General features: G+C 33.3%; 16 protein-coding genes. 3 read left to right on the forward strand and 13 right to left on the reverse strand.

What is annotated here, in order from left to right; all coding sequences use genetic code 11:
• Positions 1–2 precede the first annotated feature (2 nt).
• From ACVQ8P_RS04135 to ACVQ8P_RS04165, 7 genes are all read right to left on the reverse strand, one after another.
• Complete coding sequence (locus tag ACVQ8P_RS04135) at positions 3–461, reverse strand: universal stress protein (RefSeq protein ID WP_462297694.1); 459 nt, start codon at positions 459–461, stop codon at positions 3–5.
• A gap of 14 nt (positions 462–475) precedes the next feature.
• On the reverse strand, positions 476–796 hold the full coding sequence (locus tag ACVQ8P_RS04140) for a thioredoxin family protein (RefSeq protein WP_462297695.1): 321 nt from the start codon (positions 794–796) through the stop codon (positions 476–478).
• A gap of 5 nt (positions 797–801) precedes the next feature.
• Positions 802–1,881 carry a glutamyl aminopeptidase gene (pepA, locus tag ACVQ8P_RS04145; RefSeq protein WP_462297696.1) on the reverse strand — a complete coding sequence of 360 codons (1,080 nt, stop codon included), beginning with the start codon at positions 1,879–1,881 and terminating at the stop codon, positions 802–804.
• A gap of 195 nt (positions 1,882–2,076) precedes the next feature.
• Positions 2,077–2,736, reverse strand: a complete 660-nt coding sequence (gene trmB, locus ACVQ8P_RS04150) for a tRNA (guanosine(46)-N7)-methyltransferase TrmB (protein ID WP_462297697.1) — start codon at positions 2,734–2,736, stop codon at positions 2,077–2,079.
• Between the two features lie 73 nt (positions 2,737–2,809).
• Positions 2,810–3,598 carry a phosphotransferase family protein gene (locus ACVQ8P_RS04155; protein WP_462297698.1) on the reverse strand — a complete coding sequence of 263 codons (789 nt, stop codon included), beginning with the start codon at positions 3,596–3,598 and terminating at the stop codon, positions 2,810–2,812.
• 62 nt (positions 3,599–3,660) lie between these two features.
• On the reverse strand, positions 3,661–4,881 hold the full coding sequence (locus ACVQ8P_RS04160; protein WP_462297699.1) for an ABC transporter permease: 1,221 nt from the start codon (positions 4,879–4,881) through the stop codon (positions 3,661–3,663).
• Positions 4,878–5,615, reverse strand: a complete 738-nt coding sequence (locus ACVQ8P_RS04165) for an ABC transporter ATP-binding protein (RefSeq protein WP_462297700.1) — start codon at positions 5,613–5,615, stop codon at positions 4,878–4,880. Before ACVQ8P_RS04165 ends, ACVQ8P_RS04160 begins: the two co-directional genes overlap by 4 nt.
• Before the next feature lie 114 nt (positions 5,616–5,729).
• On the opposite strand from ACVQ8P_RS04165, the gene ACVQ8P_RS04170 reads away from it, so the two are divergent.
• The 3 genes from ACVQ8P_RS04170 (at position 5,730) to ACVQ8P_RS04180 (ending at position 7,519) form a co-directional block, all read left to right on the forward strand.
• Positions 5,730–6,161: an HIT family protein gene (locus tag ACVQ8P_RS04170; protein ID WP_462297701.1), complete on the forward strand. Its 432-nt coding sequence runs from the start codon at positions 5,730–5,732 to the stop codon at positions 6,159–6,161.
• The gene (locus ACVQ8P_RS04175) at positions 6,161–6,484 is read left to right on the forward strand and encodes a hypothetical protein (RefSeq protein ID WP_462297702.1); all 324 of its coding nucleotides are present in this window, start codon (positions 6,161–6,163) and stop codon (positions 6,482–6,484) included. Before ACVQ8P_RS04170 ends, ACVQ8P_RS04175 begins: the two co-directional genes overlap by 1 nt.
• Positions 6,485–6,619: 135 nt before the next feature.
• Positions 6,620–7,519 (forward strand): peptidylprolyl isomerase, encoded by a 900-nt coding sequence (locus tag ACVQ8P_RS04180; RefSeq protein WP_462297704.1) that lies wholly within the window; start codon positions 6,620–6,622, stop codon positions 7,517–7,519.
• Positions 7,520–7,606: 87 nt separating this feature from the next.
• Here ACVQ8P_RS04180 and ACVQ8P_RS04185 read toward each other — a convergent pair whose 3' ends face one another.
• The 6 genes from ACVQ8P_RS04185 to ACVQ8P_RS04210 form a co-directional block, all read right to left on the reverse strand.
• Positions 7,607–8,581, reverse strand: a complete 975-nt coding sequence (locus tag ACVQ8P_RS04185; protein ID WP_462297705.1) for a 3'-5' exoribonuclease YhaM family protein — start codon at positions 8,579–8,581, stop codon at positions 7,607–7,609.
• A gap of 10 nt (positions 8,582–8,591) precedes the next feature.
• Positions 8,592–11,282: an ATP-binding protein gene (locus ACVQ8P_RS04190; RefSeq protein WP_462297706.1), complete on the reverse strand. Its 2,691-nt coding sequence runs from the start codon at positions 11,280–11,282 to the stop codon at positions 8,592–8,594.
• Positions 11,269–12,489, reverse strand: coding sequence for a metallophosphoesterase family protein (locus ACVQ8P_RS04195; RefSeq protein ID WP_462297707.1), 1,221 nt, complete (start codon positions 12,487–12,489; stop codon positions 11,269–11,271). The genes ACVQ8P_RS04190 and ACVQ8P_RS04195 overlap by 14 nt, the downstream gene beginning before the upstream one ends.
• Before the next feature lie 71 nt (positions 12,490–12,560).
• The gene (locus ACVQ8P_RS04200) at positions 12,561–12,905 is read right to left on the reverse strand and encodes a YlbF/YmcA family competence regulator (protein WP_462297708.1); all 345 of its coding nucleotides are present in this window, start codon (positions 12,903–12,905) and stop codon (positions 12,561–12,563) included.
• 76 nt (positions 12,906–12,981) lie between these two features.
• Positions 12,982–15,108: a PBP1A family penicillin-binding protein gene (locus ACVQ8P_RS04205; protein ID WP_462297710.1), complete on the reverse strand. Its 2,127-nt coding sequence runs from the start codon at positions 15,106–15,108 to the stop codon at positions 12,982–12,984.
• 148 nt (positions 15,109–15,256) lie between these two features.
• Positions 15,257–15,724 (reverse strand): arginine repressor, encoded by a 468-nt coding sequence (locus ACVQ8P_RS04210; protein ID WP_462297711.1) that lies wholly within the window; start codon positions 15,722–15,724, stop codon positions 15,257–15,259.
• Positions 15,725–15,734 lie beyond the last annotated feature (10 nt).

Consider the following 15,734-nt stretch of genomic DNA (forward strand, 5'->3'; position numbering starts at 1 on the left):
GTTTATTTTTTAGTTCCCTTCTTATCATCGCTGATGACTAAAACATCACATGGTGCATTTCTAAGAATTGCAGCTGTTGTTGACCCATTTACAAATCGTTCAACAACATTGGCCCCAGTTTGACCAACCATGATTAAATCAACGTGTTTTTCTTCTGGTATTTCACGGCTCAATAATACCTTAGGAGACCCATAAGCCAAAACAGTTTCAACGTTTTTAACGCCCTTGTCTAATGCAACTTGCTTGTAGTCAGCTAATGTCTCATTCAAACGTTCAACTTCCGTCGTAACATCATCTTCATCTTCCGAAAAGGTATTATCAATACTGTGTTCAACGACGTGCACAATTAACAAACTTGCTTCATTTTTTAAAGTACTGTCAACTGCTTGATTAAATGCACGTTCAGACTGAACACTACCATCAATTCCAACCATTACTTTTTTATAAACTTGCTCAAACATGACCATCACCCCAATTAGTTTAGTTTGTTCATAAATGCTTCGATTTGTTCTTTTGTTTTACGATCTTTATTAACATAACGATCAAGTTCAGTACCATTTTCATAGGCAACAAAACTTGGAATGCCAAAAATACCCCATTCTTGGCAAAGGTCAATTTGTTCGTCTCGATCAACTTTATAAAATTTAAAATCAGGGTATTCTGCTTCAATCTCAGGCATCATTGGTTCAATAAAATTACAATCTGGACACCAACCTGCCGTAAAGTAGAATAATGACTTCCCATTTGCTAATAATTCGTCAAATTTGTTTTTTTCTAAAACTTCTAATTTTTCCAATTTAACTACCCCCTAATGATTGTATCAACAGTTGAGCGGTCTAATCCTAAAATTGTCTTTTCAAGTAATTCTTTTGCTGCTTCGTAATCTCTAATTGAAAACATCGTTTGATGTGTGTGAATGTAACGTGCACAAACGCCAATAACAGAACTTGGAATACCATTATTTTCCATTTGAGCAGCACCCGCATCAGTCCCACCTTGAGAAACAAAATATTGATAAGGAATATTATTATCAGAAGCAGTATCTAACAAGAATTCTTTCAATCTAGGAAGTGTTACTAATCTTGGATCGTAAATTCTGATTAAGGTGCCTTCACCAAGGTGTCCAAATGTGCCTTTGGTTGTTTCAATATCATTTGCTGCTGAACAGTCAACGGCAAAAAATAAATCTGGTTTCAGCATATTCACTGCACCTGGTGTTCCTCGCAAACCAACTTCTTCTTGAACATTAGCACCCGCAAACCAAGTATTTGGTAATGGCGTATCCTTTAATTTTTCAAGTGTTTCAAGTACTGCAGAACATCCATAACGGTTATCCCACGCCTTACTAATGATATTTTTACCATTAGCTGTCTTAATTGTTTCAACATCTGGGACAATGTAATCACCTGGTGCAATCCCAAATTCTCTTGCTTCATCTGCAGATTCAAAACCACCATCAAATAGAATATCATTGATTTGTGGTGTTGCGTTTTGATGGTTATCACCACGCAATAAATGAGGTGATACCGAAGAAGAAATAATTGGATAGGTTTGACCTGAGCGTGTTGTTAATGTAAACCGTTGTGAAGAAACAACGAATGGGTTCCATCCGCCAAGTGGACGAACTGAAAATAAACCATTGTCATTAATTGCAGCAAGCATAAATCCAACTTCATCCATGTGCGCAGCAGTCATAATTTTAGGTGCATTTTCAGCCGCATTTTTACGAATACCAAAAATACCCCCCAAACCATCTTGGACAATTTCATCCACATTTGATGTCATTTTTTCACGCATGACCTCACGTACATTATTTTCAAAACCACTTGTTGCTTGAAGTTCTGTCATTGTTTTAACTAAATTAAACGTTTTATCATTCATAATTAGGAAACCCCATTTCATTTTATCTCACAATTTGGTTACAAATTTTACCATTAACTCGTTTAATATTTCTTAATTTATATTATATAATATTACCATAAAAGAAGCTAAGAATGTAGCTCAGTTACCATTTAAAGCAGTAATCATAGTCTTTTTAATTTTAAACGGTTTTTTTGCAAAAAAAATCTGGAATTCTTATTCCAGATTTTTAAGTGCTTTAAAATGTGCTTCTAATTTATAAATAGGTTGTCCTTTTTTACTAAATTTTTCTTCATATTCAGTCATAACGTTATCTTCAGCTTCTATGCTGGCATGTAAATCAAGCCAAACTTGATCATAAGACATCCCATACTCATTCAAACTAACTAAAGAATATTCAAACAAGCCTCGATTATCCGTCTTAAATTCAAGATGGCCTTCATTTTTCATAACTTTTTCATAGCCCTTTAGAAAACTACTATGTGTCAAACGACGTTTAGCTTGTCTTGTTTTTGGCCAAGGATCTGAAAAATTCAAATAAATACCATCAACTTCATTATCATCAAAGAATTCAGTTACTGAATCACCATTACCCAAAATTAATTGTAAATTTGGAATTTGTGCTTCAACTTGTTTTTTTAAAGTAATTGCCGCAATTGTCGTTTGTAATTCAATACCAATAAAGTTATATTCTGGAAATTTTCTAGCCATCCCCATAATAAAACCACCCTTGCCCATACCAATTTCGATAAATAGGGGTTGATTCTTTTCAAATCTTGATTGCCAATTACCTTTAAATTGATTAGGTGACGTCACAAGTAATTCGGGATGTTCTGCAATTAATGGTTCGGCCCATACCTTATTTCTTAATCTCAATTTGGATATCCTCATTTCATTTTATAAAGTAAGTGGGGCTAGAACGTATTAATCGTTTTAGCCCCACTCTCTTTTAATTCATTTTCATGTTGTATTTTTGCAATTCGATAAGTGCCTGATTCATTTCATGAAATCGGCCTAACCCATGTGCTTTTTTTATTCGTTGTAAGTTGGCTATTATAATATACCAATTAATTCTGTTCAATAAATCATTATCCTCTAATGACTCATGGTACTCACTCAACCAATCACTCCATTGGGCATTTGGAATATACTCCGACATAATCAAGCTCAAATCCATGGCTGGATCAGCAATCTTTGCTGACTCCCAATCAACTAAATACAATTGATTGGTATCAGACCGCAACCAATTTCGATGGTTCAAATCACCGTGACAGACTGTATATTCGTCCATTGATAACTTAGGTTGATGTTCATTTAACTGTTGAAACATGTCCGCCAACAAAGGATTTTTTTTTAAATCATCACTCAAATCATCAAAATAATTTGCCAACAATCCACTTGGTGTTATGACTTCCCCACCAACTTGACTCAACATATTTTTCAATTGTTTTGAACGATGAATTTTAGACAGTAACTCAGGAACCATTTTTTGATCCATTTCATCAGAATTAAGATTTCGACCATTCAACCATTCCTGCGCAGTTATTGTATCACCACTCGAAATACGTTTAGTCCAAATTAATTTTGGCGTAATACCAGCAACTGACAATGCAGCTAAAAAAGGTGACATATTTTGTTTCAAAAACACCTTTTCTTGCGCACGAGTACCCATGTATGCGGTACCTGTATCTCCACCAATTGGCAGCAATTGCCAACCGGGATCCAAATTAAAATCCATCCTATTGCTACCTCTTTTTCTCAACTAAACTCTGACCTTATAGTTTTATATTACAAACATCCTTATTCTACGTCAAGGATTTTTTTAACTCTGACAACTAAGTAGAAATGAGTAAACAGTATTATTTCGATTAAACTTACCAAAATACCATAACCTAGCATCAAAAATTGGCCCGTTCCAATATAAAGTGCACTATTTAAAAATACAGCACTTATCACTAAAATAATTAGCGTGAATTTTTTAAAATTCTTAATTTGATGGTCTTTTCCTCTTGGATACAATCTCGTAAAAATGATGTTATCATAATGCTTTGCAAAAGGAAGTAATTGAAAACCAATCAGATAAATAAACAAAGCCAAAAATGCAATTGCTAACCAATCATTTGAAATAAACGCAAGAATCAATGACCCCATTAACGTTAACCGAATGAACAAGCCACTAAATTCAGTCCCACGAATAAATCCTCTTGCATACAAGAAGGCATAAACATTTTTATCATCCTTCTTAATCCAATTTAAAATAAAATCAAGATAGGCCCTTCTTTTAACTTGGCCCTTGACCATTGGGACATCAGTGAACAAATTAAAAAAGCGATAAATTCCTAACATTCTATTTTCTTCAAAACTAATTGCTTTTTTCCAATCAAAAATTTCTTTGAAATCTTTTTTTGCCAAATAATGCAATACAAAACTGCTTAAAATAGCAATCATAAAACTCCCAACAAAACTGCCATATAGACCAAGACTATAAAGTACAATTGGAAACAAAAGATTAACTAACCCTTTATTCAGCCGACCAAATCTGTTATTTTGATACTTTTCCAATAATGAAATTGTTAGCCAATTATTTTTCAAACATAATTGCGTCAGAATTAAAAATAGGCTATTTATTAATGAAATTCGCATGCCAATGATCATAACCGGAATAAGTAACACAATAAACCCTAATTGCATCAAACTAGCCATAATTGTTGAATACCGTTTTGCCTTTTTTAAATAAATAATTAACGCATACTCTTGTGGCAAAAGGAAAACAACATCCGCTTCTTTTAGCAACGTACTTAATCGACCAATTTGTAAAATCACCAATAAACCAACAATTAGAGCTGGTCGATACCAAATCAAATTAACCGGCATTACTTTTAAGCCATTAGAATAAGCCAATCCAAGTCCACCAATAAAAAACATGATTGCTACAACAAAATGATCATTTAAGACATATCGTAAATATTTTAATAGTAATAACTGGTGATTTTTTAAACGAGTTATCCATAAATCTTTCATTTTCTTACCTCATCCTTAGTTAGACCGAGATAAATTTCATCTAAAGAAGCATCAGGCTTGTTATAAACTTTTCTCAATTCAATCATTGTACCTTGCGTTTTTATTTCACCTTTATTCAATAAAATAAACCAATCACAATATTTTTCAGCAGTAGCCAAAACGTGAGTTGACATTAAAACACTTGCGCCACGTTCCTTTTCAGCGACAATTAACTCTAGTAAATCATTAATTGCTAATGGATCTAATCCAAGAAATGGCTCATCAATAACGTAAAAGTCTGATTCTGTTAAAAAAGCACAGACAATCATCACTTTTTGCTTCATCCCTTTTGAAAAATTAGCTGGAAACCATTCTAATTTATTATCAAGTCTAAATATTTTCAGTAATTTATTAGCTTTTTTCCATGCCTTTTCCTCATCCAATCCATAAGCCATCATTGAAAGCTCTATGTGTTCTTTTAACGTTAATTCTTCGTAAAGAATCGGCGTTTCAGGAATATAAGCTAAATGTGATTTATAAGCTTGGCTATCTTCCCTTAATGTCACACCATTTAATTTAATAGTCCCTTTTTGTGGGGTTAATAACCCAATAATATGATTAATTGTCGTTGATTTACCGGCACCATTTAACCCGATTAAGCCAACAACGTTTCCAGGTTTAACTTCAAAAGAAATATCTTTTAAGACTGGTATTTGAGAGTAACCGCCCACTAAGTTTTTAACTTCTAATGTCATTTAATAATTCCCCATTTACAATTTATTTACGCCTTTGATTATATCATATTATGATGAATTATCATTCATGATGTATAATGTAAGCATTAACTAACTTTGAAAGAAGGCAAACTTATGACTGACTGTATTTTTTGTAAAATTGTTGCTAACGAAATTCCTAGTTTCACTGTGTACGAGGATGATAACATTAAAGCTTTCCTTGATATTTCACAAACAACTCCCGGACACACACTTATCATTCCAAAAAAACATGTGGCAGACATCTTTGACTATGACCAAGCACTTGCTAGTAAAGTATTTGCCAAAATTCCAATGATTGCCGCTGCGATTAAAGCAAGTAATCCAGATATTCAAGGGATGAATATTGTTAACAATAATGGTGAGATTGCTTACCAATCTGTTTTCCATTCACATTTTCATTTAATTCCCAGATACACATCAAAAGATACTTTTAAAATGTCATTCAGAGACAATTCAAAAAAATATACACCAGATCAACTTGAAACAATCAAAACATCAATCAAAAATAAGATTGGAGAAAATTAATGTCAAAAACGTTTAAACGCGTCGCCCTTTTATCATTTCTTGGTGGTTCAGCCTACTATGTCTACATGCATAAAGATGAACTTATGACACGACTGACAGAAAAAGTTGCCCAAACAAAAGAAGATTTTTCCGATTATCAAAAAGATATTAACCGTCTAACTAACGCATCAAAAAAAATGCAAGATGCAACAGACATGCTGAATAAAACGGTTGAACAAACATTACCCATTATTACTTCTATCAATGATCGTATTGATAAATTTAGCTATGAAATCCAACCAAACATAAATAAGATCACTAAAAAGTTAGAACAGTACCAATAAAAAATGATTTGTAAAGTTTGACTTTTTTGTGAATTTTCATGCAATTACTTTCATTACAACGTAATTATGGTATATTAAGACTATTGATCTTTCATTGAAAAGACAAAAATTTTAAGAAATAGGATGTGTTAGGTTATGAAAAAATGGCTTGTAGCTTTAGCCGGCGTATTATTAACATTTACATTAGCGGGTTGTGGGAACTCAACAGTCGCAACTACTTCAGGTGGTAAAGTTACAGAAAGTGCTTACTACGATAGTTTGAAGAAAACATCAAGTGGTACATCAATTTTACAACAAATGATTTTGAACAAAGTATTGGAAAAACAATATGGTGATTCTGTTTCTACTAAAGCTGTCACAAAACAATACAATACTTATAAAGCACAATACGGATCAAGTTTCTCATCTGTTTTATCACAAAACAGCATGACAAAAGCAAGTTTCAAAGAAGAATTACGTTCTAACTTACTTTTGAAAGCTGCCGTTAAACATTACAGTGATTTAAGTACAACTGCTGTAAACAAACAATGGAAAGAATACCAACCAAATGTTACCGTTCAACGTATTCAAGTTGCTGATAAAGCAACTGCAGAAAACATCATTAAACAACTTGATAAGCAAAAAAATGCTAAAGATTTAACTGCTAAATTCACTGCATTAGCTAAATCAAAATCAACTGATACAACTTCTGCAAGTACTGGTGGTACTTTGGCTGCATTTAACAATACAGATACAACATTAACATCAGAATTCAAGAAAGCTGCATTCGACTTGAAACAAGGTAAATACACAACTACCCCCGTTAAAACAACTTCAGGTTACGATGTAATCTTAAGTGTTAAAAACGCTGGTAAAGGTAAAAAAGCCGATCATGTTTCTGACTTAAAGGAACAAATTGTTACTGAAAATATGGCCAACTCAACTAAGCTACAAAAGATTGTTGGTAAAGTACTTAAAAAAGGTAACGTATCAATCAAAGATAAAGATTTGAAAGATGTTCTTTCAAGCTACTTATCATCTTCTTCTTCAAAATAGTTCAGTTAAAACATCAGATTTTATCTGATGTTTTTTTTTGCAAAAAAATAACACAATGGAAAAATTCCATTGTGTTATTTAGTAAAATTAATTATTTGGCACATCGTTATTAAGATGAGGCTTATAGAAATTACGACCATCCATCCCAAAAATGCGTTCGGAAAATTCGCCCTCTTCTGTATGAGCTAATGATCCCTTCAACATTTGGATTGATGCATCTATATTGTCAATTTGATGTAAAATATCGGCTTCAATCAAATGTGGTTGCACTGGTGATCCATATTCGAGCAAACCGTGGTGAGCAAGAACAACGTGACGTAATAAAATCATGTCTTCTGATTCAAGATTAATTTTCAACTCACCAGCTGCTTTAACAATTTCTTCATCAATTAACACAATATGCCCGATTAAATTACCCGCCAAAGTATAGGTTGTCGCAACAGGTCCTGATAATTCGATTGTTTTACCTAAATCATGCAAAATAACCCCTGAATAGAGTAAAGGTGCATTAATCACATCACCGTACTCAGCAACGATTGATTTGGCAAGTCTTAACATCGAAAGTGTATGGTATGCTAGTCCACCAGAAAATGCATGGTGATTTTTCTTTGCAGCAGGATAGCTAAAAAAGTCATCATGTTTTTCAGTTATCAAATACCGCACAATTCGATTCCAATTTGGATTTGTAATTTCAAAAATGGTTTTATTAAATTCTTCTTCCATTTCATCTTTTTTCATTGGTGCACTAACAACAAATTGACTTGGATCATTAGGTTCGCCCTCTTCAGTCAATCTCATATGATAAATTTTCATCTGTGGATTATTTTGGTAAACTTCTCGTTTTCCTTTAATGAAGGCAACTTTTCCTGTTTGAAATTGTTCAATTGCTTCAGGTGTCGCGTCCCAAAGTTTAGCACTAATTTGACCGGAACTATCTTCAAAATTAAAGGCAATAAATTGCTTATTATTTTTTGTATTTCTAACTTCTGCGCTCTTAATTAAAACAAACAACGCAACATTTTCATCAACTTTGTATTCAAATATTTTCTTTTCTTGTGCCATGTCCATCCTCCTATAACTCGATTATCTTATCACTATCAAATTCAGTTAATCCTGAATCATCAGCTGTTAAATATATAACTTGAACTGTCTCACTTATTTCTCGTATAAGTCGTAACACAGCATTTCTTCTGTTTTTATCGAAATTAACAAACCCATCATCAATAATCAATGGTAATTCTACTGATTCATTAATTGTCATAACTAAGGCAAATCTAAGTGCAATATAGAGCTGTTCTGCTGTTCCTTGCGATAATTCGCCTATTTCAAATGATACCATATCAGAAGAAACAACCGTTAATAATCCCATTGAATTATTTATTTGTGTGAAACGCCCTAAGGTTAATAATTCAAAGTAATGATTGGCTAATTTAATCATTTGTGGCATTCTAACACCTGATGAATCCTGCAACGCTTCATTAATCCAATTAATAGTGAGTTTTTGAGTTAACCATTTATCTGCTAACTCGCTCAGAACAGTTACTTTTTCAGCCAGATTTTGGCGTAACTCTGTATAATTTCCTTCTACTTTTAAAGTCTGTAACGCCGTTTTTTGGTCAATAATGGTCTGATTTATATGCACTATATCATTTTGAATTTGAGTTGCTTGCTCTGTGAATTTAGCTAATTGTTCATTCAGGCTTGCCTCGGATTCAAACGTATCAAGTTCTTTTCTGACCTCCATAGGTAGTTGCGCATTAATAGTATCCAATTTAGATTTATCTTGAATAAATTGTTTTTGTGAATCATAATTTTTTTCAAACTGATCAACTTCAGTTAGCTGATACTGTGTCAATAAGTCATTGATTTGATTTGAAATATCATTATGTATCTTATCTTCATGCTTTTTTTGCTCATCTAAATAACTCATTTTATTTTTAATCGATTGTGATTCAGCAATTAATGGTTTTAATTTATTATTAAAAATCCTAATTCTACTTAAGCCATCTGATAACTCATTTTTATTGATAGCTAAAAAACTATCAGCAAAATCCGCTTGATTTAAATAAGTCAGTATTGCCTCTGACAGACCATCAATCTCTGCAGATTTTTGATTAACTTGACTCATTAAAGACTCTAAGCGATTTAAATCATTTTGCATTGGAAGCCACTGATTTCTTGGAAAATCTGTTAACCCATATTGCGCTTGGTAATTAGTCAGTTCAACCTCTGTTTGATTCAACTGCCCTGTTAATTCATTTATTTTCAATTGAGTTGCATCAATCTCCGCTGTAAGCGTCTGCAATTCAATTTGAGATTGCGTTAACTGTGTTGGATTCGATTTGTTTTTTGAATTATGCTGTTTAAATACATATATGGTATATACAATTGCTATAACTGTTCCTAACCACCCTATTAATTTTGATGGGTTAAAAATCAATATACTTAAGACAATTGCAATATCTATTGCACCCATTACAATCATTTGTTGCATAGACCATTTACTTTTTTGGGGGATATTTTCTTGATTAATTTTTTGATTTAGCGCCAAAACATCTTGTTTTTTTGCAAATTGACTTTGCTCAATTTTTTGTAAAGTTGCTTTATTACTTTCTTCAAGTTTAACTAAGTCGACAACTTGCTTAAGATCATTTGCACTAAACACTGTTGGCATTATGCCTTGAGAATTTTGATATTGAATCGTTAATCGTTCTTGTTCAGCCAACAACTGATTCAAGTTTGCCTGCTCCAATAACATTTTATCTAATCGTTGCTGGTTCTCAGACAACTGAGTAAACAAGGTGTCAAAGTCACTTTGATTCGCTTCATAAAAATTGATTAAATTTAAAGCCGCTAAATTTTCTTGCTCACTAGCCACACTATGATCAATTGATTTTAATCTTTCGTCATTCACTTTTTGCTTACCTAACAAGTTTTGCATCGTTTGATAATTGTCATTGGAAATCATTTCATTTCCATCAACTTGTTTTAACTCATTCACTAATACTCTTGATTGTGCATAAATTGACCAATTTTGTTTTAACTGTTCATAACGTTGTTGGTCTTTTGTTAGTTTTTGTTGGGTTACTTGTAATTCTTTAACTGCTTCTTTATTTTGATCCAACTTTTTCTGCGTTGCAACATATTCTGGAAACTTCTGTTTAGCATGATTTATCTTATCAACTAAATTGTTGTATGCTGCAATTTCCTTATTTAACTCAGTTACGCGACCAGCTGGTTTATAGACATGATCTGCATTTTTTTGAATTTGTTTAATCAATTCTAGCCATTCTTGACTACCAACTGCACCCATAGTCGTTAAGTACTCATTCAAATCTTCATTTGTTAAATCAAATACTTGATTCAATGCTTGCTGATTAAATGAAAATACTTGATTATACAGATTTTCATCTACTGGTTTTAACCATTCCTGCAATTGATTACTTGCGACCTTTGCACCAGTCTGGCTGTTGACAATAGCTACCTTGCCACCGGCTTTCCCTTGTGTCCGTGTTAATCGATAAGCAACATCATCAACCAATAATTCTAGTTCCCCGCCATATGTAGAGGCATCTTTAGGTAGATACTGTTGATATTTCTTTTTCGCAGTGGCAAATCCAAACAACATACTTAACATAAAAGTTGTTAATGTTGATTTACCGGCTTCGTTTAACCCAAAAATAACTTGATTCGTTTGACTAAAATCAAATACTTGATCATGCCATTTTCCAAATCCATAAATCGTAACTTTAGTTATTTTCATTTTTACGGCCCTCAATTGCTTGATTTTCACGAAGCAATACTTTCGCACTTTCTTGTAATTCTGATAAGTGTCCATTCCCTAATAAGTATGTATTTAGTTCTGGAATTTGTAATAATTTATCAGCTAACTCAGTCATTTTATCGTTCGTAAACACACGCTTTGCGCTTTCTTCCCAGTACTCTTGGTCAATTGACTCAAAAGTCACTTTTTCATTAACTAACATTTTTATTTTAACAAGCCAATAATAATTATCCGGCGTATGTTTTTGAATCCAAGCCGTCAATAAATCACCATTTTGAATTCGATTTAATAATAAGTCACTAAAATCATCTAAATCAGTTAATTGCATTACCATTAAGTACGCTTTATCTTCAGAGAATTTTTGACATTCGGCATCAATCTTATCAATTGCATCTGACAAGGAGTTAATAGTTGCCATAGAGACATCAACTGTCTCCCAATCAATCGTAGAGGAAGTAACAAATTCAGGAACCAATTTACTTCCCTCACTACTTACCAAATAAAAGCCCTTATCGCCTGATTCTTTACGATGACGGCCCTGCGTATTCCCAGGATAGATAACTGGGGGCATTTCATTTAAAACTTGTCGTACGTGAATATGCCCTAATCCCCAATAATCATAATTTTTCTGTAGTAATTCTTTAACCGTAAATGGCGCATAACTTTCAACTGAAGTTGAACTCACACCTTCATTTGCACCATGTATTAATCCAATATGCCATTTTTCATTACCACGTATTGGGTAATCAGCTATCTTTGAAGGTTCCCATCTGTGCGCATAGCTAAATCCAGTTAATTGCACCTCATCGCCATTTTTTAAAAGATGGGTCACGGTTTCAACTTCACTTGTAAATAACGTTACATTTGGCGGAAAAGCTAAATGATTTTGACTATTATCAGAAAAGTCATGATTACCAAAACTTAAGTAAACGGCTATCCCCGCTTTTTGAAGTCGTTCACACTGATCAATCAATGTCGTCTGTGCCATAATACTCATCTCGTCTGAATCATATAAATCACCAACTAAACAAACGAAATCAACTGATTCCTTGATAGCTGTATCTACAAGATTGCTCAGAGCTTTAAACGTTGACTGATAAATTGAATCCATTAATTGATTAGGCACATTTTTTAATCCGCCAAAAGGACTATCCAAATGCAAATCAGCTGCATGAATAAATTTCATCTTTCCACTCCTTTATAAAAAAAGCCTGGCACAAAACATAAACTGCTTTGCCTCCAGGATTTTTATTCAAATTAATTACGATATAAATCTTGTATTGGTTTTGTGATAATTGAATTAACTTCATTCATAACTTCACTTAACACACGTTCTTTGTCCATTAAATCTTTAATTGCATCAAACTCACCAATTTTTTCTGAAAGTTTATGTGCTTTTTCAAGTTCTTCGTCTGTCATTTCTTCGCCGTTCATTTGTTTTTGTTGCAATGCCATTTGAATTGTTTGAAATTCCTTAAATAAGTTATAAGCAACTTCATCCTCTTGCATTTTTGTATAAGCTAATTTTAAAGCCTTATATTCTTCCGTTTGACCAAGATCTTGACTCATTTGATTTGCTGTATCATAAATATTAACAACCATTTCTGCTTCCTCCAATAATAGTTTATATTAACCTAATAAGTGTATCATTTTTATTCATAATTTGCATTGATTCGTTCTAATTTCCAAACATTCCTTTAACGCCATCACTAAGCCATTTTTGAGCTTTTTTAGCGGAATCAGATAATTTATTTTTTATTTTATCCGTTTGCTTTTCAACTGAACTCAAAATCCCAGTTCCATTATCATCTGAATTAGTATTATTCGCCAAAACGGCAGCAGATTTCGTTGAAAAACTTGTTTTTGGTGTATTTGGTAAAATACCTGTCATTTCATCTTTAAATAAAGAATCAACAACGTTGCCACTTAAATTTTTCAAGTAATGAGTATCATCAGTTGTATCAAATCCAACCCATGTTGCAACGGTAACATCTGGTGTGTATCCAATCACCCACTGATCTTTCGTACCATTTGTAGAGCCTTTTTTTGCCTCAGTACTTCCCGTCTTTCCAGCAATTGTATAGCCAGCTGGCGCAGCAAGTTCTCCGGTACCTCCAGTCTCAAAAACACCCATCATCATACTTGTCATTGACTTAGCAACCTTGCTACTCATCACTTTATTTTCACTATCATCTGAATGATTAGCAATCGTATTACCAGAAGCATCTACAATTTTAGTAATAAAATGAGCCTTTTTTTGCACACCACCATTAGCAAACGCGGTGTAGGCACTAGCCATTTCATACGGTGACACTCCGGTAGTCAATCCACCCAAAGCTAAATCTAGATTTTTATCAGAACTTTTAACGGGTATCCCAAATTTTTTAACAGCTGCATACCCTTTATCAACACCAATTTTATTTAATAACCAAACTGCTGGCGCATTTTTACTAAGTGCGAGTGCTTCATACATCGGTATTTTACCTGAGTATTGGTTATCATAGTTATTTGGCGAATAATTATTTGATCCATATGACTGCTTTTTATCTTTCAATTCAGAATCATAAAAGTAACCATTCTCTAATGCAGGCATATAAACTGCAATAGGTTTCATCGTAGAACCGGGTTGACGATGAATCTGTGTTGCACGATTGTACCCTCGGAAGACATGGGTGCCACGACCACCAACAATTGCCGTAACACCACCCGTTCTTGAATTAATTGCGATTGAACCACCTTGTGCCTTTGTACCATCATCAGCATTTTCTGGGAATAAAGCTGAATTACTGAACGATGTTTGCATTGTTTTTTGATGCGTTTGATCCATCGCTGTATAAATTTTATACCCACGATTCATGATTTCAGATTCAGTTAAGCCATAGTTTTTGATTGCTTCGCTAATCACAGCATCAAAATAATATGGATATTTATATCCTGACTGATAGTCATACGTATCCTTCAGCGTGATAGCTGTCTGTTTAGCACTCGATAATTCGGAATTAGATATTTTTTTGTTCTCATTCATAACATCTAAGACAACATTTCGTCTTTGCTTGGCTGCTACAGGATGATCTATCGGATTGTAAGCTCCTGGTGAGCTCAACATCCCCGCAATAACTGCAGATTCACTAATCGTCAACTCTGAAGCATTTTTACCAAAGTACTTCTTCGAAGCATCTTGAACACCCCAAACACCATTACCAAAATACGCATTATTGAGATACATGGCTAATATATCCTTTTTCGAATATACATTTTCTGTTTGAACTGAAATAAATATTTCTTTTGCCTTACGACTAAAAGTTTGTTTCTGTGATAAAAAAGCATTTTTAACAAGTTGTTGTGTAATGGTACTCCCACCACCACTAATTGCACTGCTACCCGTTAATCGATTTTTAACCAATAAAACAGCAGCACGGGCCATCCCTTTGATTGAAAATCCATACTCATGGTAAAAATTTCGATCCTCAGATGAAAGAACTGCATTCTGAATATTTGGCGAAATTTTGTCCAATGACACATAAGTCCCTTTTTGAGAATAAAGCGACCCAGCACGATCACCATCTTTGTCAAAAATTTCTGTTGATTGCTGCAAGGCAGATTTTAATCCACTAACATTTGTTGCCTTCGCCACATAAGTTAAATACGCACTTGAACCTAAAATAATTACAAGAATAAAAATAGTTAACCATTGCCAACCATGTAAAAAATGCCATACTTTGTGGAACCAATTTTTAAATTTAATTAATAATACGACAAACCAATTTTTATTTTCAGGTTCACTTCTTCTATTTTCAGTTTCCATTAGTCATCCTCATACCAATCTTAATATCTTTTTATCATTTTACCATAGCGTTATTATAAAAAGTAAACTGGCCATTTTATTATGAGATTTTTAAGAACTTAAAAAGGACTAAAAAATGACTTACGTCCATTTTCTAGTCCCTTAATCATTAAATTAAATTATCTACATTAGCGTGTTCAGTAAAAATAGCATAAACTCGTTCAGCAGCCTGTTCATCTGGACTGATAATCATAATTGTATCATGTCCCGCAACGGTTCCAACAATATCAGTTAAACCAAAATCGTCAATAATTGCTGCCAACAAATTACCATTACTGGGAATTGTTTTAACAACGTTCATAAATTGAATTTTAGTAATATTAGTCACTACTTCAAAAATAATTTCAAATAGATGTACTTCTTCGCTAAGATTACCTGATTTAAAAATGACATACCGCAAGTTTCCTTGTTCATCTTGTGCTTTAACAATTTTCATTTCACGAATATCTCTTGAAATAGTCGCTTGCGTTGCCTTAATTCCAACACGTTCTAATTCTGCAATCAAGTCATCCTGCGTTGCAATTATTTTTTTATTAATTAACTGGTCAATTTTAGTTTGCCGTATCTCTTTCTTCATAAGAATCCCT

It is taken from the genome of Dellaglioa sp. BT-FLS60 (assembly GCF_054941065.1).